Origin of the sequence: Mesorhizobium sp. M0491, assembly GCF_040321265.1 — a bacterium.
Taxonomy (GTDB): Bacteria; Pseudomonadota; Alphaproteobacteria; order Rhizobiales; family Rhizobiaceae; genus Mesorhizobium.
This window is the reverse complement of the sequence record NZ_JAMYRE010000010.1, coordinates 231,916-247,969: the sequence shown is the minus strand read 5'-3', so window position 1 is coordinate 247,969 and position 16,054 is coordinate 231,916. Positions and strand designations below refer to the sequence as shown.

The following is a 16,054-nucleotide window of genomic DNA, read 5'->3' as shown; positions in this document are numbered from 1 at the left end:
TGACTGGAGGTCAGAAAATGAACATCAAGAGCCTTCTCCTCGGCTCCGCTGCGGCCCTGATCGCAGTTTCCGGTGCGCGCGCCGCCGACGCCGTCGTCGTCGCCGAGCCGGAACCCGCTGAATACGTCAAGATTTGCGACGTCTACGGCGCTGGCTACTTCTACATCCCCGGCACCGAAACCTGCCTGCGCATCGGCGGCTATGTCCGTTATGACATCGGTGCTGGCGACGTCGGCTCGTTCGATGGTGCTCGCAGCAACGACGTGCAGGACGGCAAGAACCAGGGAGCCTGGTACAAGAACACCCGCTTCACGCTCAAAACCTGGACCGGCCAGGAGACCGAGCTCGGCACCTTGAAGACCTACACCGAGACCCGCTTCAATTTCGGCAACAGCAACGGTGATCCCGACTTCGGCCCGAACGATGCGCACAACAAGGACGTATCGCTGAACTTCGCCTGGATCCAACTTGGCGGTCTGCGCGTCGGTAAAGACGAATCGGCCTTCGATACGTTCATCGGCTACGCCGGCAATGTCATCCAGGATACGCTGGTTCCCTACGGCGACTTCGACACCAACGTCGTCCAGTACTATTTCGACGCAGGCAATGGTTTCTCGGCCGTGCTCTCGCTCGAAGAAGGCTCGGGCGCTGGATCCGTCGACGATCTTGGCAACGGCAAGTATGGCGTTGGCACGATCGACAGCTATGTTCCGCATGTTGTCGGCGGCGTGAAGTGGACCCAGGGCTGGGGCGCGATCACTGGTGTTGTTGCGTATGACAGCAACTACGAAGAAGTCGCCGGCAAAGTTCGCTTGGATGTGAACGTTTCCAACGAGTTGTCGTTGTTCATCATGGGTGGCTATGGCACCGACGACAACCTCAACGACCCGACCTATGATCAGCCCGCGGGCGGTCGCGGCTTCTACAAGCAGTGGGGCGGCAACTGGGCAGTGTGGGGCGGTGGCACCTACAAGTTCAACGAGAAGACCTCATTCAACCTTCAGGCGTCTGCTGATGACTGGAAGAACGTCGGCGTTGCAGCGAACGTCGCCTATGACATCGTTCCCGGCTTCACCGTCACGGCCGAAGTTGACTATCTTCATGCCGGCAAGTTCGATGAGGGCAGCACGGACAACGTCGCCTGGACTCCGGCCGACAAGAAGAACAGCGTCGGCGGCCTCCTTCGCTTCCAGCGCTCGTTCTAATAAGTTGCGACTTGTCGAATCGAAAACCCGGCGGGCAACCGCCGGGTTTCAGACTGCTGACAAACCCCGTCGATTTTCGGCGGGGTTTTTTGTTATGTGATTGAAGTGTCTTGGACTGTTTGTGTCAGGAGATGGGCAGCCGCGGCAGATGGCGGGGTCGCTCTTGTAGCGGCGGTAGCCATTGCGGTCGGTGGTGGCGTAGGCCAGCACCTGGCCCTGTGGGCCATCAGCCGCCGGCTCATGGGTGAAGGCCGACGGTGCCATCATGCCGGGCTTGGGCGGTCTCGGTCGGCGATAGCCGGTGACACCGCACATGGCTCGATCCTCCAGTCCTTTGGCGATGCCGGCCGTGGCATAGCCGGCGTCCAACCCGACGGCGCCGACATCAAAGCCGAAGCCCTCCACCTGCCGATCGAGCCTCGACAGGTAGACGGTCGAATCATGGACGATCGCTGTCGCGTGTGTGTCGGTGATGATGGCATGCGCCGCATCCACCGTGCGGTGATCGAGATAGAAAAAGCCTTTCGGCTTGCCCTCGCGCACCATGTAGCCGCTGTCGGGATCGATGCGCGAGACCTTGGTCTCTTTCTCCACCGGCTGGCGTTGCTTCTCCTTCAGCCGTTTCTGGCTATGGACGGCGCGCTCTTCATCGATCGCCGCGTCCAGCGCCTCCCAGTAATGGGCCCGCGACTTGGCCACGAACGCCAGATCGAAGCGGGTCTTGTTGGCGTTGGCCTTCAGATGGGTGGAGGCGGTGTAAAGCACCGTGCCATCGACAAGGCCCGCCCGGATCGCCTGCTCGACGATGCGGTCGAAGATCGCCTGCGACACGCTGGTGTCGTCGTAACGCCGCCGCCGGTTCTGTGACAACGTCGAGGCGTCGAACACCTTGTCCGTCAGCTTCAGCCGCAGGAACCAGCGATAGGCGACATGACCTCGATCTCGCGCACCAGCTGCCGTTCCGAGCGAACTCCAAACAGATAGCCGATGAACAGCGCCTCGAACATCAACGTCGGATCGAGTGGCGGGCGGCCATTGTAGGGGCAATACAGTGGCGCGGTCAGTTCGTGGATGAAGGAGAAATCAATCACACGGTCGATCTTGCGCAACGGTGATCAGCCGGAACCAACTGATCCAGCGTCACCATCTCGAGTGCGGTCTGTTCAGGGGCGGGTCGCTTCAACATAACCCAGTGAATCAAAAACCCCTAGCAAATGCTAGGGGTTTGTCAGCAGTCTGCAACCCGGCGGGCAACCGCCGGGTTTTTTTCAGGACATTGTGCGACTATTGGATGCGGTGCTGCAACCCGCTGTCTTAATTGATTGATTCGGTATTAACAGCGAAAGTCGCGGGCGCATTGCATGCACCCGCACAGCTCGGATTGGATTATTTGTCCGCTAGATCGCCCAACGCATCAATCAGCGTCTGAATCTCATTTTCATAATTCTTCCAGCGCTTGACCGACGATTTGTAGATCGGTTGGCGAACCTGCCAGCGGCTGGGCGTATTGACCGAACCATCCCTGTCGAAAAAACGCAGGCAGGCGTCATCCCAGGGCAGCCCAAGGTAATCTATGAGGCGGCGTGACTGCGCCTCCTGATCCTCGACCAGCGTTTCGTAGCGATTTTCGAAGATAAGGCCTGGAAAAACCTCGTTCCAATGGCGCATCAGTCGGTCATACTCGCGGTAGTACAGACCTAGTATCCGCAAATCAGTATTGTAGCTGTGTCCTTTGTTGAAGCTCTGGACAAAGCAAGAGACGCAATTGTCGATGGCATCACGGCGACAATGAATGATGCGCGCGTTGGGAAAGAGAAGGCCGATAAGGCCGATCATTTCAAAATTGTGCGGCATCTTGTCCACCACGCGAAGCGCGGCAGGCGCCCACTCCCTAAGGTAGGACAGATGCTCTTCCGCCAACTTTCTGGACAGATCTTGCGTGACCGACATGACCGGCCGGCTCAAATCGCCGGCCGATGAGGTTTTAAGGCCGATTGCATTGGCGACCCGCCTTAATTTGTTAAGCTCGCCTGCCCCTTGAACATCGGGATGGCTGGCGCAGATCTGTTCCGTGAGCGTTGTGCCCGACCGCGGCATACCGACCACGAACACAGGCACTTCGGAAGGATTTCCATAGCCGGCCCTGGCCGCCAGAAAGTCCGGCGTGAAGGTTTCAATCAGGGAGTCGATCCAGCGGCGATACAGATTGATGTCGAAGGTGTAGCCGGAGGCCCGTTTCCCCCTATTGAAATGGTCGAATGCCTCACTGTAGCGCTTGAGGTCGTTCAGTACCTTGCCGGCAGCGTGATGGAGCTTGTAAGCACCGTCCGGATCAAGCTTGGGATTGCCGAGTTCACGCAGGATGGATTGGAGTTCCTCCGGCTCTTCGGTGAATTTTTTCGTCTGTACGAGGTCGTGGTAGGCAGCCGGCACGTCGATGCGACGTCCGATTGCTTCTTTCAGAAAGGCGGCGGCCTCATCCATGCGCCCCAGGCCGCTGAGCGCGCTGGCCAGCCCCGCCCGCACTTTGGGATGATCGCGGTTGATCTTGAGCGCTTTCTCGTAAAGCGGCAAAGCCATGTCGGGTTTGTCAAACTTGGTGTAGGCGCGCCCCAGTGCACAAAGCACTTCGATAAGTCTGGGCTGCAGTTCCAAAGCATACAGCATATGCTTGATGGCTGGCGAATATTCGCTGACCTTCACATAGGCCTCGCCGAGGCTGAGGTGGTAGTAAGGGTTTTTAGGTTCCTCGCCGACCGCCCGCGCGAAATATCGCAAGGCCATCTCGTCATCGTAACGCTGGTACAGGGTCCCCAGGATGTACAGAGCGAGCGGATGGTTTGGCGTGCGCGCCAGCACCCGAAGGCACAGGTCCTGAGCCTCGTCGAGCCGCTGGGCCTGCTGAAGGGCATAGGCCTGGTTCAGCAGCGCTTCGTCGGCCTGCGCTCGCGATTGAGCGTTTCCTTGGCTCACTGTCGGCTTGAGTATCGGCCCCTTCGCTTTCGGCGTGGGCCCGGGCTTGATGTGCTTTGACCAAGCAGGCGGGAGACGGTTGTTCATGATATCTCGCTAGCAAAAAGAGCCGGATGAATCCAGCGTTACGGATCTGCCCAGCGGCAACTTGCACCGACCCATCCGGCGCGCTAGCAAGAAGGCCCTTTTCAAACGAGCTTCCACCATGCCCCAGCGCCCTCCCCTCATGCCGCTCATCGCAGCGCTTCCCTCGACGGTGCCGTTTGTCGGCCCCGAAGCGCAGGAGCGCGAGCGTGGCCGCGCTTTCCGCGCCCGCATCGGCGCCAATGAGAGCAGCTTTGGTCCCTCGCCGCGCGTCACCGCCCGGATGGCCGAGATCGCCGGCGACATGTGGATGTATTGCGATCCCGACAATCACGATCTGAAGCTGGCGGTTGCCGCCCATCACGGCCTAGAAGCCGAGAACGTCGTTGTCGGCGAGGGCATAGATGGCCTGCTCAGCCTTGTGGCACGCATGTACGTCGCGCCCGGCGATGCTGTGGTCACCTCGCTCGGCGCTTACCCGACCTTCAACTTCCACATTGCCGGTGTCGGCGGGCGGCTGGTGACAGTTCCTTACGAGAACGACCGGGAAAGCCTGGATGGCCTGCTGGCGGCGGTGCGCAAGGACAAGGCCCCGCTGGTCTATCTCTCCAACCCGGACAATCCAATGGGCAGTTGGTGGGAGGGGAGCGAGATCATCCGCTTCATCGAGGCGCTGCCGCAAACCACCATGCTTGTGCTCGACGAGGCCTATGGCGAACTCGGGCCGGCCTCGGCGCTGCCGCCGATCGATATCTCCAGGCCAAACGTCATCCGCATGCGCACCTTCTCGAAGGCTTACGGGCTGGCGGGCATACGCTGCGGCTATGCGATCGCCGAGGCCCAGGTGATCCGCGACTTCGAGAAGATCCGCAACCATTATGGCGTCAGCCGCATGGCGCAGATCGCCGGCGTCGAGGCGCTCGCCGACCAGGACTATCTCAGAAGCGTGGTGGCGCGGGTCGCGGCCGGCCGCCGACGCATCGCCGGCATTGCCGAAGCGAACGGGTTGAAGCCACTGGCGTCGGCGACCAATTTCGTCACCATCGATTGCTGCGGCGATGGCGCCTTCGCGCTGAAAGTTCTGCAAGGCCTGCTGTCGCGCGACGTGTTCATCCGCAAACCGATGGTGCCACGGCTCGACCGCTGTATCCGCGTCAGCGTCGGTCTCGATCACGAACTCGATATTCTTGCCGAGGAGTTGCCTGGCGCGCTGGCAACGGCGCGGGGGAACTAGAATCGCGTCTGCAAGCAAACCGGCAGCAAAAGCTGCCTACAAATCCATTTCCCAGGTCTGGCCGGTCAGATCCTTGCCGAAGCTGTGGTGGTGCTCCTGCGAGACCAGCCTGAAGCCGGCACGTTCGTAGATCGCGCGCGCCGCAACGAGGATATCGTTGGTCCACAGCACCAGCTTGGCGTAGCCGCAAGCCCGGGCCTGGTTCACGCATTCCGCGACCAGTCGTTTGCCGATGCCGAGGCCGCGCGCCGGCGACTCGACATGCAGCATTCTCAGCTTGGCCACTTCGTCGTCCTGATGAACCAGGAACACCGCGCCGACCGGCTCACCACCGCGCTCGGCGATCCAGCAGAAATCGCGGCCGGGCACGAAATTGCGAATGAAATCGGCGCCGATCTCGGCGAGCATGGCCTCGAACTCGATCGTCCAGCCATATTCCTCGGCATAGAGTTGGGCCTGGCGCTGCACGACCCAGCCGACATCGCCGACGCGATGCGGCCGCAACGTCACCTCGCTGCTGTCACGGGTGGGATCGCCCAGCAATTCCCCCGCCTTGCGCAAGGCGCTGCGCAGTTCATGCAACCTGTCGTCGGGGACGCTTTCGATCAGCCGCGCCGTGTCCCGATCGGCCGCCGCTTGCAGTCTGGCAAGCGCTGCCTCGCCTCGTGAGGTCAGCGAGAGGACCCTTCGGCGCCGGTCAGCCGGGTCCGTTCTGGCCTCGGTCAGCCCCTGGCCCGCGAACTTGCGCAGGATCCGCGTCAGATAGGCGGCATCGACACGCAACTGTCTTGATATTTCAGAGGCCGCCGGGCCATTCTCCAGCCGAAAAGCCCCAGCCAGGAAACCTCGCTCGCCCGCGATTTCGGCGGAAGCCGGGTTGCTGCGGTGACCCAATTCGAACAGCACGCGCGCCTCGGTCAAAGTGAATGCACTTTGTGTCAGCGTCTCGTCGAGAAGGCCGACGGTGCGCGTGTAGAAGCGATTGAAGCGCCTGACATCGGCCACCAATGCGTTGCGTTCGTCCAACATCCAGCCAACTCCCAATAGGGCAGCTCCATTTTTCAAAATTAATGGACTGAGTCAATGAAATTTCAAAGCCAGAGGGCCCAGCTATTGCGTCGTGCGCGCAACTCTCATGTTGCATTCCCTGAGCCATGCACCAGATTTTAACGAGACAGGCTTGGAGAGATTCATGACTGGTCATCGCAGGAAAGTGCAGGCGCGCATCTACGGCAATGTGCAAGGCGTCGGCTTCAGAGCATGGGCCCGGGATGAGGCCACAGGCCTTGGTCTTGCGGGCTGGGTTTGCAATGAAGCGGATGGGGCCGTAACGACGCAAATTGCAGGCCTTGATGAAGCGGTCTCGACAATGATCAAGCGCCTCTGGGAAGGGCCGGCCGGAGCTTCTGTTTCCATGGTCGACATCGAGGAGTTGGTGGCAGAAAACGCCTCTGTTGGGTTCAGGATCGTTGCATGAAGGTGAGTTTGGATTGGCGTCTTGAATTAATTGAACGTTCGTTTTATTATTGCTTCGCAGAGGAGCTGACATGGCACGCACCGCTGGGTCCGATGGCGAAAAGACAGAAGCGACCATCCGTGAGGCGGCGGTCAACCTCATCGCGCGCCTTGGCTACGAAGCGATGTCGATGCGCCAGTTGGCCGCCGAGGTCGGCGTCCAGGCAGCCGCGCTCTACCGCTACTTTCCAACCAAGGAAGAGCTTCTGTTCACGCTGATGCGCGAGCACATGGAAGGTCTGGCCACAGCATGGGAAGCAGCCCGGCCGGCGGATGGAGATCCGGCGCAACTGCTCTCCGCCTATGTGCGCAATCACATCGCCTTTCATATCGAGCGACGGCACGCCACGCATGTGTCGAACATGGAATTGCGCAGTCTGTCGCCCGAACGGCTGACACAGATACTGCGTATGCGCACGGCTTACGAGAAGGAGTTGCGCGCCATCCTGCGCGACGGCGACGAGACGGGCGCTTTCAGCATCGACGACACCGGGCTGACGGCCATGGCGCTGATCCAGATGATGACCGGCGTCATCGTCTGGTTTCGGCCGGGCGAACGGCTGTCCATCGCGGAAGTGACCACGACATATCTTTCAATGACAATGCGGCTCGTCGGCGCGAAGATCGACGCCTACAGCGCCGCGCGTCCCTTCGGACGCGCAAAGGACGCTGCAGCATTTTGATTTCGCGCATGATCCCTTTCCGAAAATCAAAGTCGATTTTTCGGGGTCATGCGCAGGGAGGAGAAAAATGTACACCAACACGCTCAGCTTCGGGCATGACGAGGAGATCGAGGCGCTGCGCGACATGGTGCGGCGCTTCGCCCAGGATCGCATTGCGCCGATCGCCGCCGACATCGATCGCTCGAACGAATTCCCGGCGCATCTGTGGGGCGAACTCGGCGCGCTCGGCCTGCTTGGGATCACCGCCAACCCCGATTTCGGCGGCAGCGGCATGGGTTATCTCGCGCATGTGATCGCCGTCGAGGAAATCTCGCGCGCTTCGGCCTCGGTCGGCCTCTCCTACGGCGCCCACTCCAATCTCTGCGTCAACCAGATCAACCGCTGGGCGACGACGGCGCAGAAGGAAAAATTCCTGCCGCCACTGTGCTCGGGCGAGCGTGTCGGCGCGCTGGCGATGTCGGAATCCGGCGCCGGCTCGGACGTCGTCTCGCTCAAGCTGCGCGCCGAAAAGCGCAACGACCGCTACGTGCTCAACGGCACCAAGATGTGGATCACCAACGGGCCTGACGCCGAGACCCTGGTCGTCTACGCCAAGACCGACCCGGACCTGAAATCGCGCGGCATCACCGCTTTCATCGTCGAGAAGGCTTTTGCCGGGTTTTCCGTGGCGCAAAAGCTCGACAAGCTCGGCATGCGCGGCTCCAACACCGGCGAACTGGTGTTCAGGGATGTCGAGGTGCCCTTCGACAATGTGCTGCATGAGGAAGGGCGCGGCGTCGAGGTGCTGATGTCTGGCCTCGACTATGAGCGCACGGTGCTCGCCGGCGGCCCGATCGGCCTTATGGCGGCGTGCCTCGACGTGGCGGTCCCCTATGTGCACGAGCGCAAGCAGTTCGGCCAGGCGATCGGCGAGTTCCAGCTGGTGCAAGGCAAGTTGGCCGACATGTACACGACGATGAACGCCGCGCGCGCCTATGTCTATGCCGTCGCCGCAGCCTGCGACCGCGGCCAGACGACACGCAAGGACGCCGCCGGCTGCGTGCTGTTTGCCGCCGAGAAGGCGACGCTGATGGCGCTCGACGCCATCCAGCTGCTTGGCGGCAATGGCTACATCAACGACTATCCGACCGGCCGCCTGCTTCGCGACGCCAAGCTCTATGAGATCGGCGCCGGCACCAGCGAAATCCGCCGCTGGCTGATCGGCCGCGAGATCATGGCGGAGGGGGTGTAGGTATGGCCACATTGCAAACCCAGATCTCCCCTTCCTCCGAAGCATTCCGCGCCAATGCCGAGCGCATGCGGGCGCTGGTCGCCGACATTGCGGAGAAGGCGGGCACCGTCGAGCGCGGGGGCTCGGATGAGGCGCGCGAGCGGCATGTTTCGCGCGGCAAGCTGTTGCCGCGGGAGCGCCTGGCCCAGTTGCTCGACACCGGCTCGCCCTTCCTCGAGATCGGCCAGTTCGCGGCATGGTCGATGTATGGCGAGGAGATCTCTTCGGCCGGAATGATCGCCGGCATCGGCCGCGTCGAAGGCACCGAGGTCATGGTCGTCGTCAACGACGCCACGGTGAAGGGCGGCACCTACTATCCGCTGACGGTGAAGAAGCATCTGCGCGCGCAGGAGATCGCGCTGCAGAACAATTTGCCTTGCATCTACCTCGTCGACAGCGGCGGCGCCAACCTGCCCAATCAGGACGAGGTGTTTCCCGACCGGGAGCATTTCGGCCGCATCTTCTACAACCAGGCCAATATGTCGGCATCAGGCATTCCGCAGATCGCCTGCGTCATGGGTTCCTGCACGGCGGGCGGCGCCTATGTGCCGGCGATGTCGGACGAAACGATCATGGTGCGCAACCAGGCAACCATCTTCCTCGGCGGTCCGCCGCTGGTGAAAGCGGCAACCGGAGAGGATGTCAGTGCCGAGGATCTTGGCGGCGCCGATGTGCACACCAGGCTCTCCGGTGTTGCCGACCACTATGCGCTGGACGACGACCATGCGCTCGCCATCTGTCGCCGCATCGTCAAAAACCTGAATCGGAACAAGACTGTAAGCCTAAACTTACAGAGATCGATTCCGCCGCTTCATCCGGCGGATGAACTCTACGGCATCGTGCCGACCGACCTGCGCCAGCCCTATGACGCACGCGAGGTGATTGCGCGCATCGTCGACGGTTCCGAATTCGACGAGTTCAAGCAGAATTACGGCACCACGCTGATCACCGGCTTTGCCCATCTCCATGGCATGCCGGTCGGCATCATCGCCAACAACGGCGTGCTGTTTTCCGAAAGTGCTGTGAAGGGCGCGCACTTCATCGAACTGTGCTGCCAGCGCAAGATCCCATTGGTCTTCCTGCAAAACATCACCGGCTTCATGGTCGGTCGAAAATATGAAGCAGGCGGCATCGCCAAGGACGGCGCCAAGCTGGTGATGGCGGTCGCCACCGCCCGCGTGCCGAAAGTGACCGTCATCATCGGCGGTTCGTTCGGCGCCGGCAATTATGGCATGTGCGGCCGCGCCTATTCGCCGCGCTTCCTGTGGATGTGGCCGAACGCCCGCATCTCGGTGATGGGCGGCGAGCAAGCAGCAACGGTGCTTGCCATGGTCAAGCGCGAAGGCATCGAGCGCAAGGGCGGGGAATGGAGCGCCGAGGAAGAGGCGAAATTCAAGAAGCCGATCCTGATGAAATACGAGCATGAGGGCCATCCGCTCTATTCGTCCGCACGCCTCTGGGACGACGGCATCATCGACCCTGCGAAGACCCGCGACGTGCTGGCGCTCAGCCTGTCCGCCGCGCTCAACGCCGAAATCGAGGACACGCGCTTCGGCGTGTTTCGGATGTGAGAATGGACGGTCAACTTCGACGGACAAACGGCGGAACTATACCGGCAGGCCGTTGCTGCCGTGCGAAAAGGCTGAACTGTATGGACCAACCGATTCATCAGCATAGGCGGCTTCGAATCTCAAACAGTGAACTGGCGGCGAGGCAAAATATTCGATACTGCTTATCCAGCATGGGGCAATGGGGACGGGCTGGAAATGAAACTGAAATATTGCCAGGGAACGGCTGCTTCGATACTTTCAGTATTTCTAATATTAACCGCGACCGGCATCGGCTCGGCGGAATCGCTCGCGGGACGCAAGGGAGACGTGCGTTTTCCGCCGACCTTGGGTTCGGGCGAATGCAACGTTGCCTACAAGGGCTACGTCGCGGCGAGCGGCCATTCGGCTTACGCCACAACCTTTTATTCGCGTGTCGTCGACCTCTACATTGTCTGCGGGACGAAGCTCGACGCGCCGTCCCAGAAGGCGGCGGAAGAGACGGCGCTGCGCAATTGCCAGGCCGGCTTGACACGGTGGAAGCTCAAGACCGCGAGTGGCGGCTGCGCAATTTCGTCATCGAAATAGATACTACCGACCGCAAGGTAGAGCACTCCCTTGGTAAGGGAGAGGTCTACGCCGAGGGCTGGAATGGCTCGCTGGACAGTACCCCCCTCTGTCCTGCCGGACGTCTCCCCCGCATTGGGGGAGATCGACTGTCGCTATCGCTTTCGCCAAATTCCAACATTGAAAGTTCGCAGCGAGGGCAAAGCTGCCAATCTCCCTCCTTGCGGGGGAGATGTCCGGCAGGACAGAGGGGGGTGTTGAAGCGCCCTGCTTCCCATGGACTGCGAGCCTTACATGCGGAGGCTCCATGTTTGCCAAGATCCTGATTGCCAATCGCGGCGAGATCGCCTGTCGTGTCATCCGCACGGCTCGGAAACTGGGTGTGCGCACTGTCGCCGTCTATTCGGATGCCGACGCGAGATCCCTGCATGTCGAGATGGCCGACGAGGCGGTGCATATCGGCCCCTCGCGCGTCGGCGAAAGCTATCTGCGCGGTGATAAGATCATCGCCGCGGCCTTGACTACCGGCGCACAAGCCATTCATCCCGGCTACGGCTTCCTGTCGGAAAATCCCGATTTCGTCGACCAGGTGACGGCGGCGGGGCTCATTTTCATCGGCCCGTCGGCGGCCTCGATCCGTGCCATGGGGCTGAAGGACGCGGCCAAGCGTCTGATGGAAAAAGCCGGCGTTCCGGTCGTTCCGGGCTACCATGGCGAGGCGCAGGAGATCGTGCTACTTGCCTCCAAGGCACGCGAGATCGGCTATCCCGTGCTGATCAAGGCACGCGCTGGCGGCGGCGGCAAGGGTATGCGCCGGGTCGAGCATCCCGATGAGTTTTCCGAAGCGTTGTCCAGCGCGCGGCGCGAGGCGAAAGCTGCGTTCGGCGACGACCGTGTGCTGGTCGAAAAATATGTCGACAAGCCGCGCCATATCGAAGTGCAGGTGTTCGGCGACAATTTCGGCAACGCCGTGCACCTCTACGAGCGCGACTGCTCGGCGCAGCGCCGCCACCAGAAGGTGATCGAGGAATCGCCCGCGCCCGGCATGACCGAGGCTTTGCGCAAGGCGATGACGGATGCGGCGGTGAAGGCCGCCAAGGCGATCAATTATTCAGGCGCCGGCACCATCGAGTTCATCGTCGATGCCTCGCAAGGCCTGAAAGCCGACCGCTTCTGGTTCATGGAGATGAACACCCGTCTGCAGGTCGAGCACCCCGTCACCGAAATGGTGACCGGCACCGATCTGGTCGAGTGGCAGTTGCGGGTCGCCAGCGGCGAAAAGCTGCCGAAGACGCAAAGCGAGATCGCGCTTACCGGCCATGCCTTCGAGGCGCGCATCTATGCCGAGGACGCGGCAAAAGGTTTTCTGCCGGCAACGGGCACGCTGCATCATCTGAGATTTCCAGACGCGGCCCCGCCAGGCGCCACGATGCGCATCGAGACCGGCGTGCGGGCGGGTGACGCCATCTCGCCGTACTACGATCCGATGATCGCCAAGCTGGTCGTCCACGCCACGGACCGCCAGGCGGCTCTGGAAGCGCTTGGCGCGGCGCTATCCCGGACCGAGATCGCCGGCTCGACCGTCAACACCGCCTTTCTTGCCGCTCTCGCCGCCGATCCGGATTTCGCCGCAGGCGACGTCGACACCAGCCTGATTGGCAGACACCAGGCGGCTTTGACGATCGTCCCGCCGCCGAGCGGAGAAACCATAGCCGCGGCCGCAGTCGCAGCCTCGGGGGCCGGAGCATCGCCGTTGTCAGACGATCCGTGGTCGTCGCTTGCCGGTTATGCCCATTTCCACAGCGTGGCGCGACGCACATGGCTGAAGTTCGGTGAAGACGATATCGCGGCGAAGGTTTCGGTGCGGCCGGATGGGCGCTTCCAGGTCGCGCTGGAGAAGCCCTATGACGACACCAATTCGCATGATTTTCGCGCCGCGCCGCGCCTTGCCCGCTGGCCCGGCCACATCACCGTGTTCGAAGGCGCCGTTGGCTACACCTTCGCCGTGTCGGACCCGTTGGCACGGGCCGATGAGGCGGCGGCAAGCGCCGGCAGCCTGCGTGCGCCGATGCCGGGATTGGTCAAGCTGGTGCGCGTGGGAAAAGGCGATACGGTGATCAAGGGCCAGCCGCTGCTGATCCTGGAGGCGATGAAGATGGAGCACACCATCGCCGCGCCGCATGACGGCGTGATCGCTGAGATCGCCACCGAGGGCGCGCAGGTGACCGACGGGACGGTGCTGGTGCGGTTCGTCGGGGAACAAGCCGCCTCGACCGCTGTAGCCAGCTGACGGTTCGAAGGTAAAAAGAAAATGGCCGGGACGGACCCGGCCATTTCTCTACGCTACTTGGTCGCCAAGTCGGCGATTACTGCGCGATCGGCGCGTATTTGCCGTCATGCCACTGGTTGATGTCGTAGCTGGCATTCTTGAGATCGCCCTTCTCGTCGAAGGTGACATCACCGACAACGGTGCTGATCGGCGTGCCGTTCTTCAACGCTTCGGCAACCTTGGCCGGGTCGTCGCTGCCGGCACGCTTGATGCCTTCGGCGAATGCCTGGATGGTGGCGTATGAGAACAGCGTGAAGCCCTCCGGCACGAAACCGCCGGCCTTGATCTTCTCGACGGCAGCCTTGGCTTCCGGCTTTGCCTGCGGATCCGACGGGAAGACGAACATGGTGCCCTCGCCGGCCGGGCCGGCAACCTGCCAGAATTCGGGCGAGGCGATGGAGTCCGGCATGATCAGCTGGAACTTCAGGTTCTGTTCCGCCGACTGACGCAGGATCAGGCCAGCTTCAGGATGGTAGCCGCCGAAATAGACGACGTCGGCTTTCAAGTCCTTGAGCTTGGTGACGAGAGCCGAATAGTCCTTCTCGCCAGCGTTGATGCCGTCATAGTAGACCTCCTTGAGGCCGCCGGCATTCATCGTTGCCCTGACGGCGTCAGCCACGCCCTGTCCGTAGGCGCTCTTGTCGTGCAGGACGACGACATTCTTGCCGGCAAACTTCTTGGCGATCCATGGGCCGATGAAGGCGCCCTGCGCATCGTCACGCGTGTAAAGGCGCATGATCGTCGGCCAGCCGGCCTTGGCGGCCGCGTCGGTCAGCACCGGGTTGGAAGAAGCCGGGCTCATCATCAGCGCGCCGGCTTCGGCATAGACGGCCGAGGCCGGAATGCTCGAACCGGAGCAGGCATGGCCGTCGATGAACTTGACGCCATCGGCGACGACGCGGTTGGCAACCGACACGGCCTGCTTGGGATCGCACTGGTCGTCTTCGATATCAAGCTTGATCATCGACCCGTTGATGCCGCCAGCGGCGTTGATCGCGTCGGCAGCGGCCTGTGCGCCCTGCTTGAACTGATCGCCGATTGTGGCGAGCTGTCCGGTCATCGGGCCGATCACCGCAAAGGTGATGTCATCGGCGAATGCGACCGGCGTGCTCATCATCAGGCCGAATATGGCTGCGTTCAAAATGCTCAATTTTTTCATTGTTGTAGAACTCCTCCACTCACGCGCGGCCGCCCCGGCCGCGCTTCTTCCAGAGAGGCCGGACAATTTCATCCTTCATTCGGCCTGTCTAGGCGCATTGGCGCCGCTCGATTGGGCCTGCGAGACGTCATCCACGCAAAAAGCCACGCCAGCCTTGTTCCGGCTGGTCGTGGCTTTTTTTGCCCGTCGAGCAATCTCGAGGCGCCCCCGCGCCTAAGAATCCCGCTCAGCTTCCCTGTGTCGCGCACGACTGGGCCTTGCGGCCTGCCGCGTTCTCTTTCTTGACACCGTGACCGTCTTGCGCGGCCTTCGTTCCGCCGGGTCTGGCCGTCTGTGCGGCCTTGATCCCGGAGCTTCCCTGTCTTCGATAGCCTGTCTGCGATCGGCAGATTTCAGTGCATGGTCATCCATTCGCGGGCTTCGCGCAGCGCGGTGGCGATCTCGACCTTCGACATGGCCGCCGACAGTTCCGAGCGCAGTTCCGCGGCGCGGGCCGAGCCCTTGATGGCGGCGATGTTGAACCATTTGTGGGCGGCAACGACATCGGTCTCGCAATCGCGGCCGGTCGCATACATCATGCCCAGTTCGAAAAGGATGTCGGCCTGGGCAGTTGCTCCCATGGCGCCGAAACCTGCTTCAAGCATTTCAAAACGTGCCATTTCAATCCCCTGTTTTCCGGCCCCTGTCAGGCTCCCGAGAGCTGCCTTCTTTCGTCTTGCCGGCTGCTCTTCCGATGCTTTCGAGAATGCCGTGCAGGCTTGAATCCGTCGTTAAATGGCGTGCTTAATTTGAGGAAAACAAAGCTAAAACAAGAGGTAAACGCCGAATATCGTTAAGGATACAAACCCAGCAATTCAGCCTGCTTGCGTCAAATTTGACGAGAGTTTTCTCACGCGGAGGCAAGACTTCGCTAACCACGGCAGACAAAGGCGATGCGCCGAACGTTTCATTTCGTCGTCGAGGAGGCGCTTTCAGGCGGCTTCAAAATCCCAAAGTCTTCCGCTACGGCACCGCTTTTGTTTTGCCGGGAGCTGGATTAGCTTACGTTTGCGTAAGCGGCAGACCGGCGAGGCGGAGCGTCCGGCCGGACATCCACAGGGAGGAAGACATGTTTCGAAAACTGAGCCTGGCCCTTGCGGCCACATTGATCGTGGCGGGTGCGGCATGGGCCGATCCGATCGAAGGCAATTGGAAGACGCAGGCCGGCGAAACCGCGGCCATCGCCGGCGGCGGCTCGTTTTCCATCACCCTCAGGTCCGGGAAATATGCCGGCAAGACCATCGGCTCGCTCAAGGCGACGGGCGACAACAAATATGCCGGCAACATCACCGATCCGGCAAACGACAAGACCTATTCGGGCAAGGCGACATTGTCGGGCAGCTCTCTCAAGATGAGCGGCTGCGTGCTCGGCGGACTGATCTGCAAGAGCCAGACCTGGCATAGACTTTAATTCTGCATACTGATATCGGACGGTCTCCAAGGCACCAA

13 protein-coding genes and 1 pseudogene are annotated in these 16,054 nt (G+C 61.4%); 9 read left to right on the top strand and 5 right to left on the bottom strand.

Annotated elements, in window-relative coordinates:
- Positions 1-17: 17 nt before the first annotated feature.
- Positions 18-1,205, top strand: coding sequence for a porin (locus tag NKI69_RS15620; protein ID WP_127257438.1), 1,188 nt, complete (start codon positions 18-20; stop codon positions 1,203-1,205).
- Between the two features lie 132 nt (positions 1,206-1,337).
- Here NKI69_RS15620 and NKI69_RS15615 read toward each other — a convergent pair.
- Both NKI69_RS15615 and NKI69_RS15610 read right to left on the bottom strand, forming a co-directional pair.
- A pseudogene (locus NKI69_RS15615) lies at positions 1,338-2,391 on the bottom strand (IS1182 family transposase); the annotation flags it as partial.
- A gap of 200 nt (positions 2,392-2,591) precedes the next feature.
- On the bottom strand, positions 2,592-4,265 hold the full coding sequence (locus NKI69_RS15610; protein WP_352441277.1) for a tetratricopeptide repeat-containing sulfotransferase family protein: 1,674 nt from the start codon (positions 4,263-4,265) through the stop codon (positions 2,592-2,594).
- Between the two features lie 118 nt (positions 4,266-4,383).
- On the opposite strand from NKI69_RS15610, the gene NKI69_RS15605 reads away from it, so the two are divergent.
- Positions 4,384-5,496 (top strand): pyridoxal phosphate-dependent aminotransferase, encoded by a 1,113-nt coding sequence (locus NKI69_RS15605; RefSeq protein WP_352630816.1) that lies wholly within the window; start codon positions 4,384-4,386, stop codon positions 5,494-5,496.
- Between the two features lie 36 nt (positions 5,497-5,532).
- Here NKI69_RS15605 and NKI69_RS15600 read toward each other — a convergent pair whose 3' ends face one another.
- Entirely contained in the window at positions 5,533-6,525 is a 993-nt protein-coding gene (locus NKI69_RS15600; RefSeq protein WP_352441279.1) for a bifunctional helix-turn-helix transcriptional regulator/GNAT family N-acetyltransferase, read from the bottom strand.
- Positions 6,526-6,688: 163 nt separating this feature from the next.
- On the opposite strand from NKI69_RS15600, the gene NKI69_RS15595 reads away from it, so the two are divergent.
- The 6 genes from NKI69_RS15595 to NKI69_RS15570 all read left to right on the top strand — a co-directional run bounded on the left by NKI69_RS15595 (position 6,689) and on the right by NKI69_RS15570 (position 13,368).
- The gene (locus tag NKI69_RS15595) at positions 6,689-6,973 is read left to right on the top strand and encodes an acylphosphatase (RefSeq protein ID WP_352721908.1); all 285 of its coding nucleotides are present in this window, start codon (positions 6,689-6,691) and stop codon (positions 6,971-6,973) included.
- 70 nt (positions 6,974-7,043) lie between these two features.
- Complete coding sequence (locus NKI69_RS15590) at positions 7,044-7,694, top strand: TetR/AcrR family transcriptional regulator (protein WP_128303020.1); 651 nt, start codon at positions 7,044-7,046, stop codon at positions 7,692-7,694.
- A 67-nt stretch (positions 7,695-7,761) separates the two neighbouring features.
- Positions 7,762-8,925 (top strand): isovaleryl-CoA dehydrogenase, encoded by a 1,164-nt coding sequence (locus NKI69_RS15585; protein WP_128303019.1) that lies wholly within the window; start codon positions 7,762-7,764, stop codon positions 8,923-8,925.
- Positions 8,926-8,927: 2 nt separating this feature from the next.
- A complete protein-coding gene (locus NKI69_RS15580; protein ID WP_352441280.1) occupies positions 8,928-10,535 on the top strand; it encodes a carboxyl transferase domain-containing protein in 1,608 nt (535 codons plus the stop codon).
- Between the two features lie 195 nt (positions 10,536-10,730).
- Complete coding sequence (locus NKI69_RS15575; RefSeq protein ID WP_352441363.1) at positions 10,731-11,099, top strand: hypothetical protein; 369 nt, start codon at positions 10,731-10,733, stop codon at positions 11,097-11,099.
- A 286-nt stretch (positions 11,100-11,385) separates the two neighbouring features.
- The gene (locus NKI69_RS15570; protein WP_023812841.1) at positions 11,386-13,368 is read left to right on the top strand and encodes an acetyl/propionyl/methylcrotonyl-CoA carboxylase subunit alpha; all 1,983 of its coding nucleotides are present in this window, start codon (positions 11,386-11,388) and stop codon (positions 13,366-13,368) included.
- Positions 13,369-13,444: 76 nt separating this feature from the next.
- Here the strand turns inward: NKI69_RS15570 and NKI69_RS15565 are convergent, their stop codons facing one another.
- Both NKI69_RS15565 and NKI69_RS15560 read right to left on the bottom strand, forming a co-directional pair.
- Entirely contained in the window at positions 13,445-14,566 is a 1,122-nt protein-coding gene (locus NKI69_RS15565) for an ABC transporter substrate-binding protein (RefSeq protein WP_023812840.1), read from the bottom strand.
- A 392-nt stretch (positions 14,567-14,958) separates the two neighbouring features.
- Positions 14,959-15,225: an SEL1-like repeat protein gene (locus tag NKI69_RS15560; RefSeq protein WP_013532614.1), complete on the bottom strand. Its 267-nt coding sequence runs from the start codon at positions 15,223-15,225 to the stop codon at positions 14,959-14,961.
- Positions 15,226-15,674: 449 nt separating this feature from the next.
- Here NKI69_RS15560 and NKI69_RS15555 point away from each other — a divergent pair, with 449 nt between their 5' ends.
- Positions 15,675-16,016 carry a DUF2147 domain-containing protein gene (locus tag NKI69_RS15555; protein WP_352721904.1) on the top strand — a complete coding sequence of 114 codons (342 nt, stop codon included), beginning with the start codon at positions 15,675-15,677 and terminating at the stop codon, positions 16,014-16,016.
- Positions 16,017-16,054 lie beyond the last annotated feature (38 nt).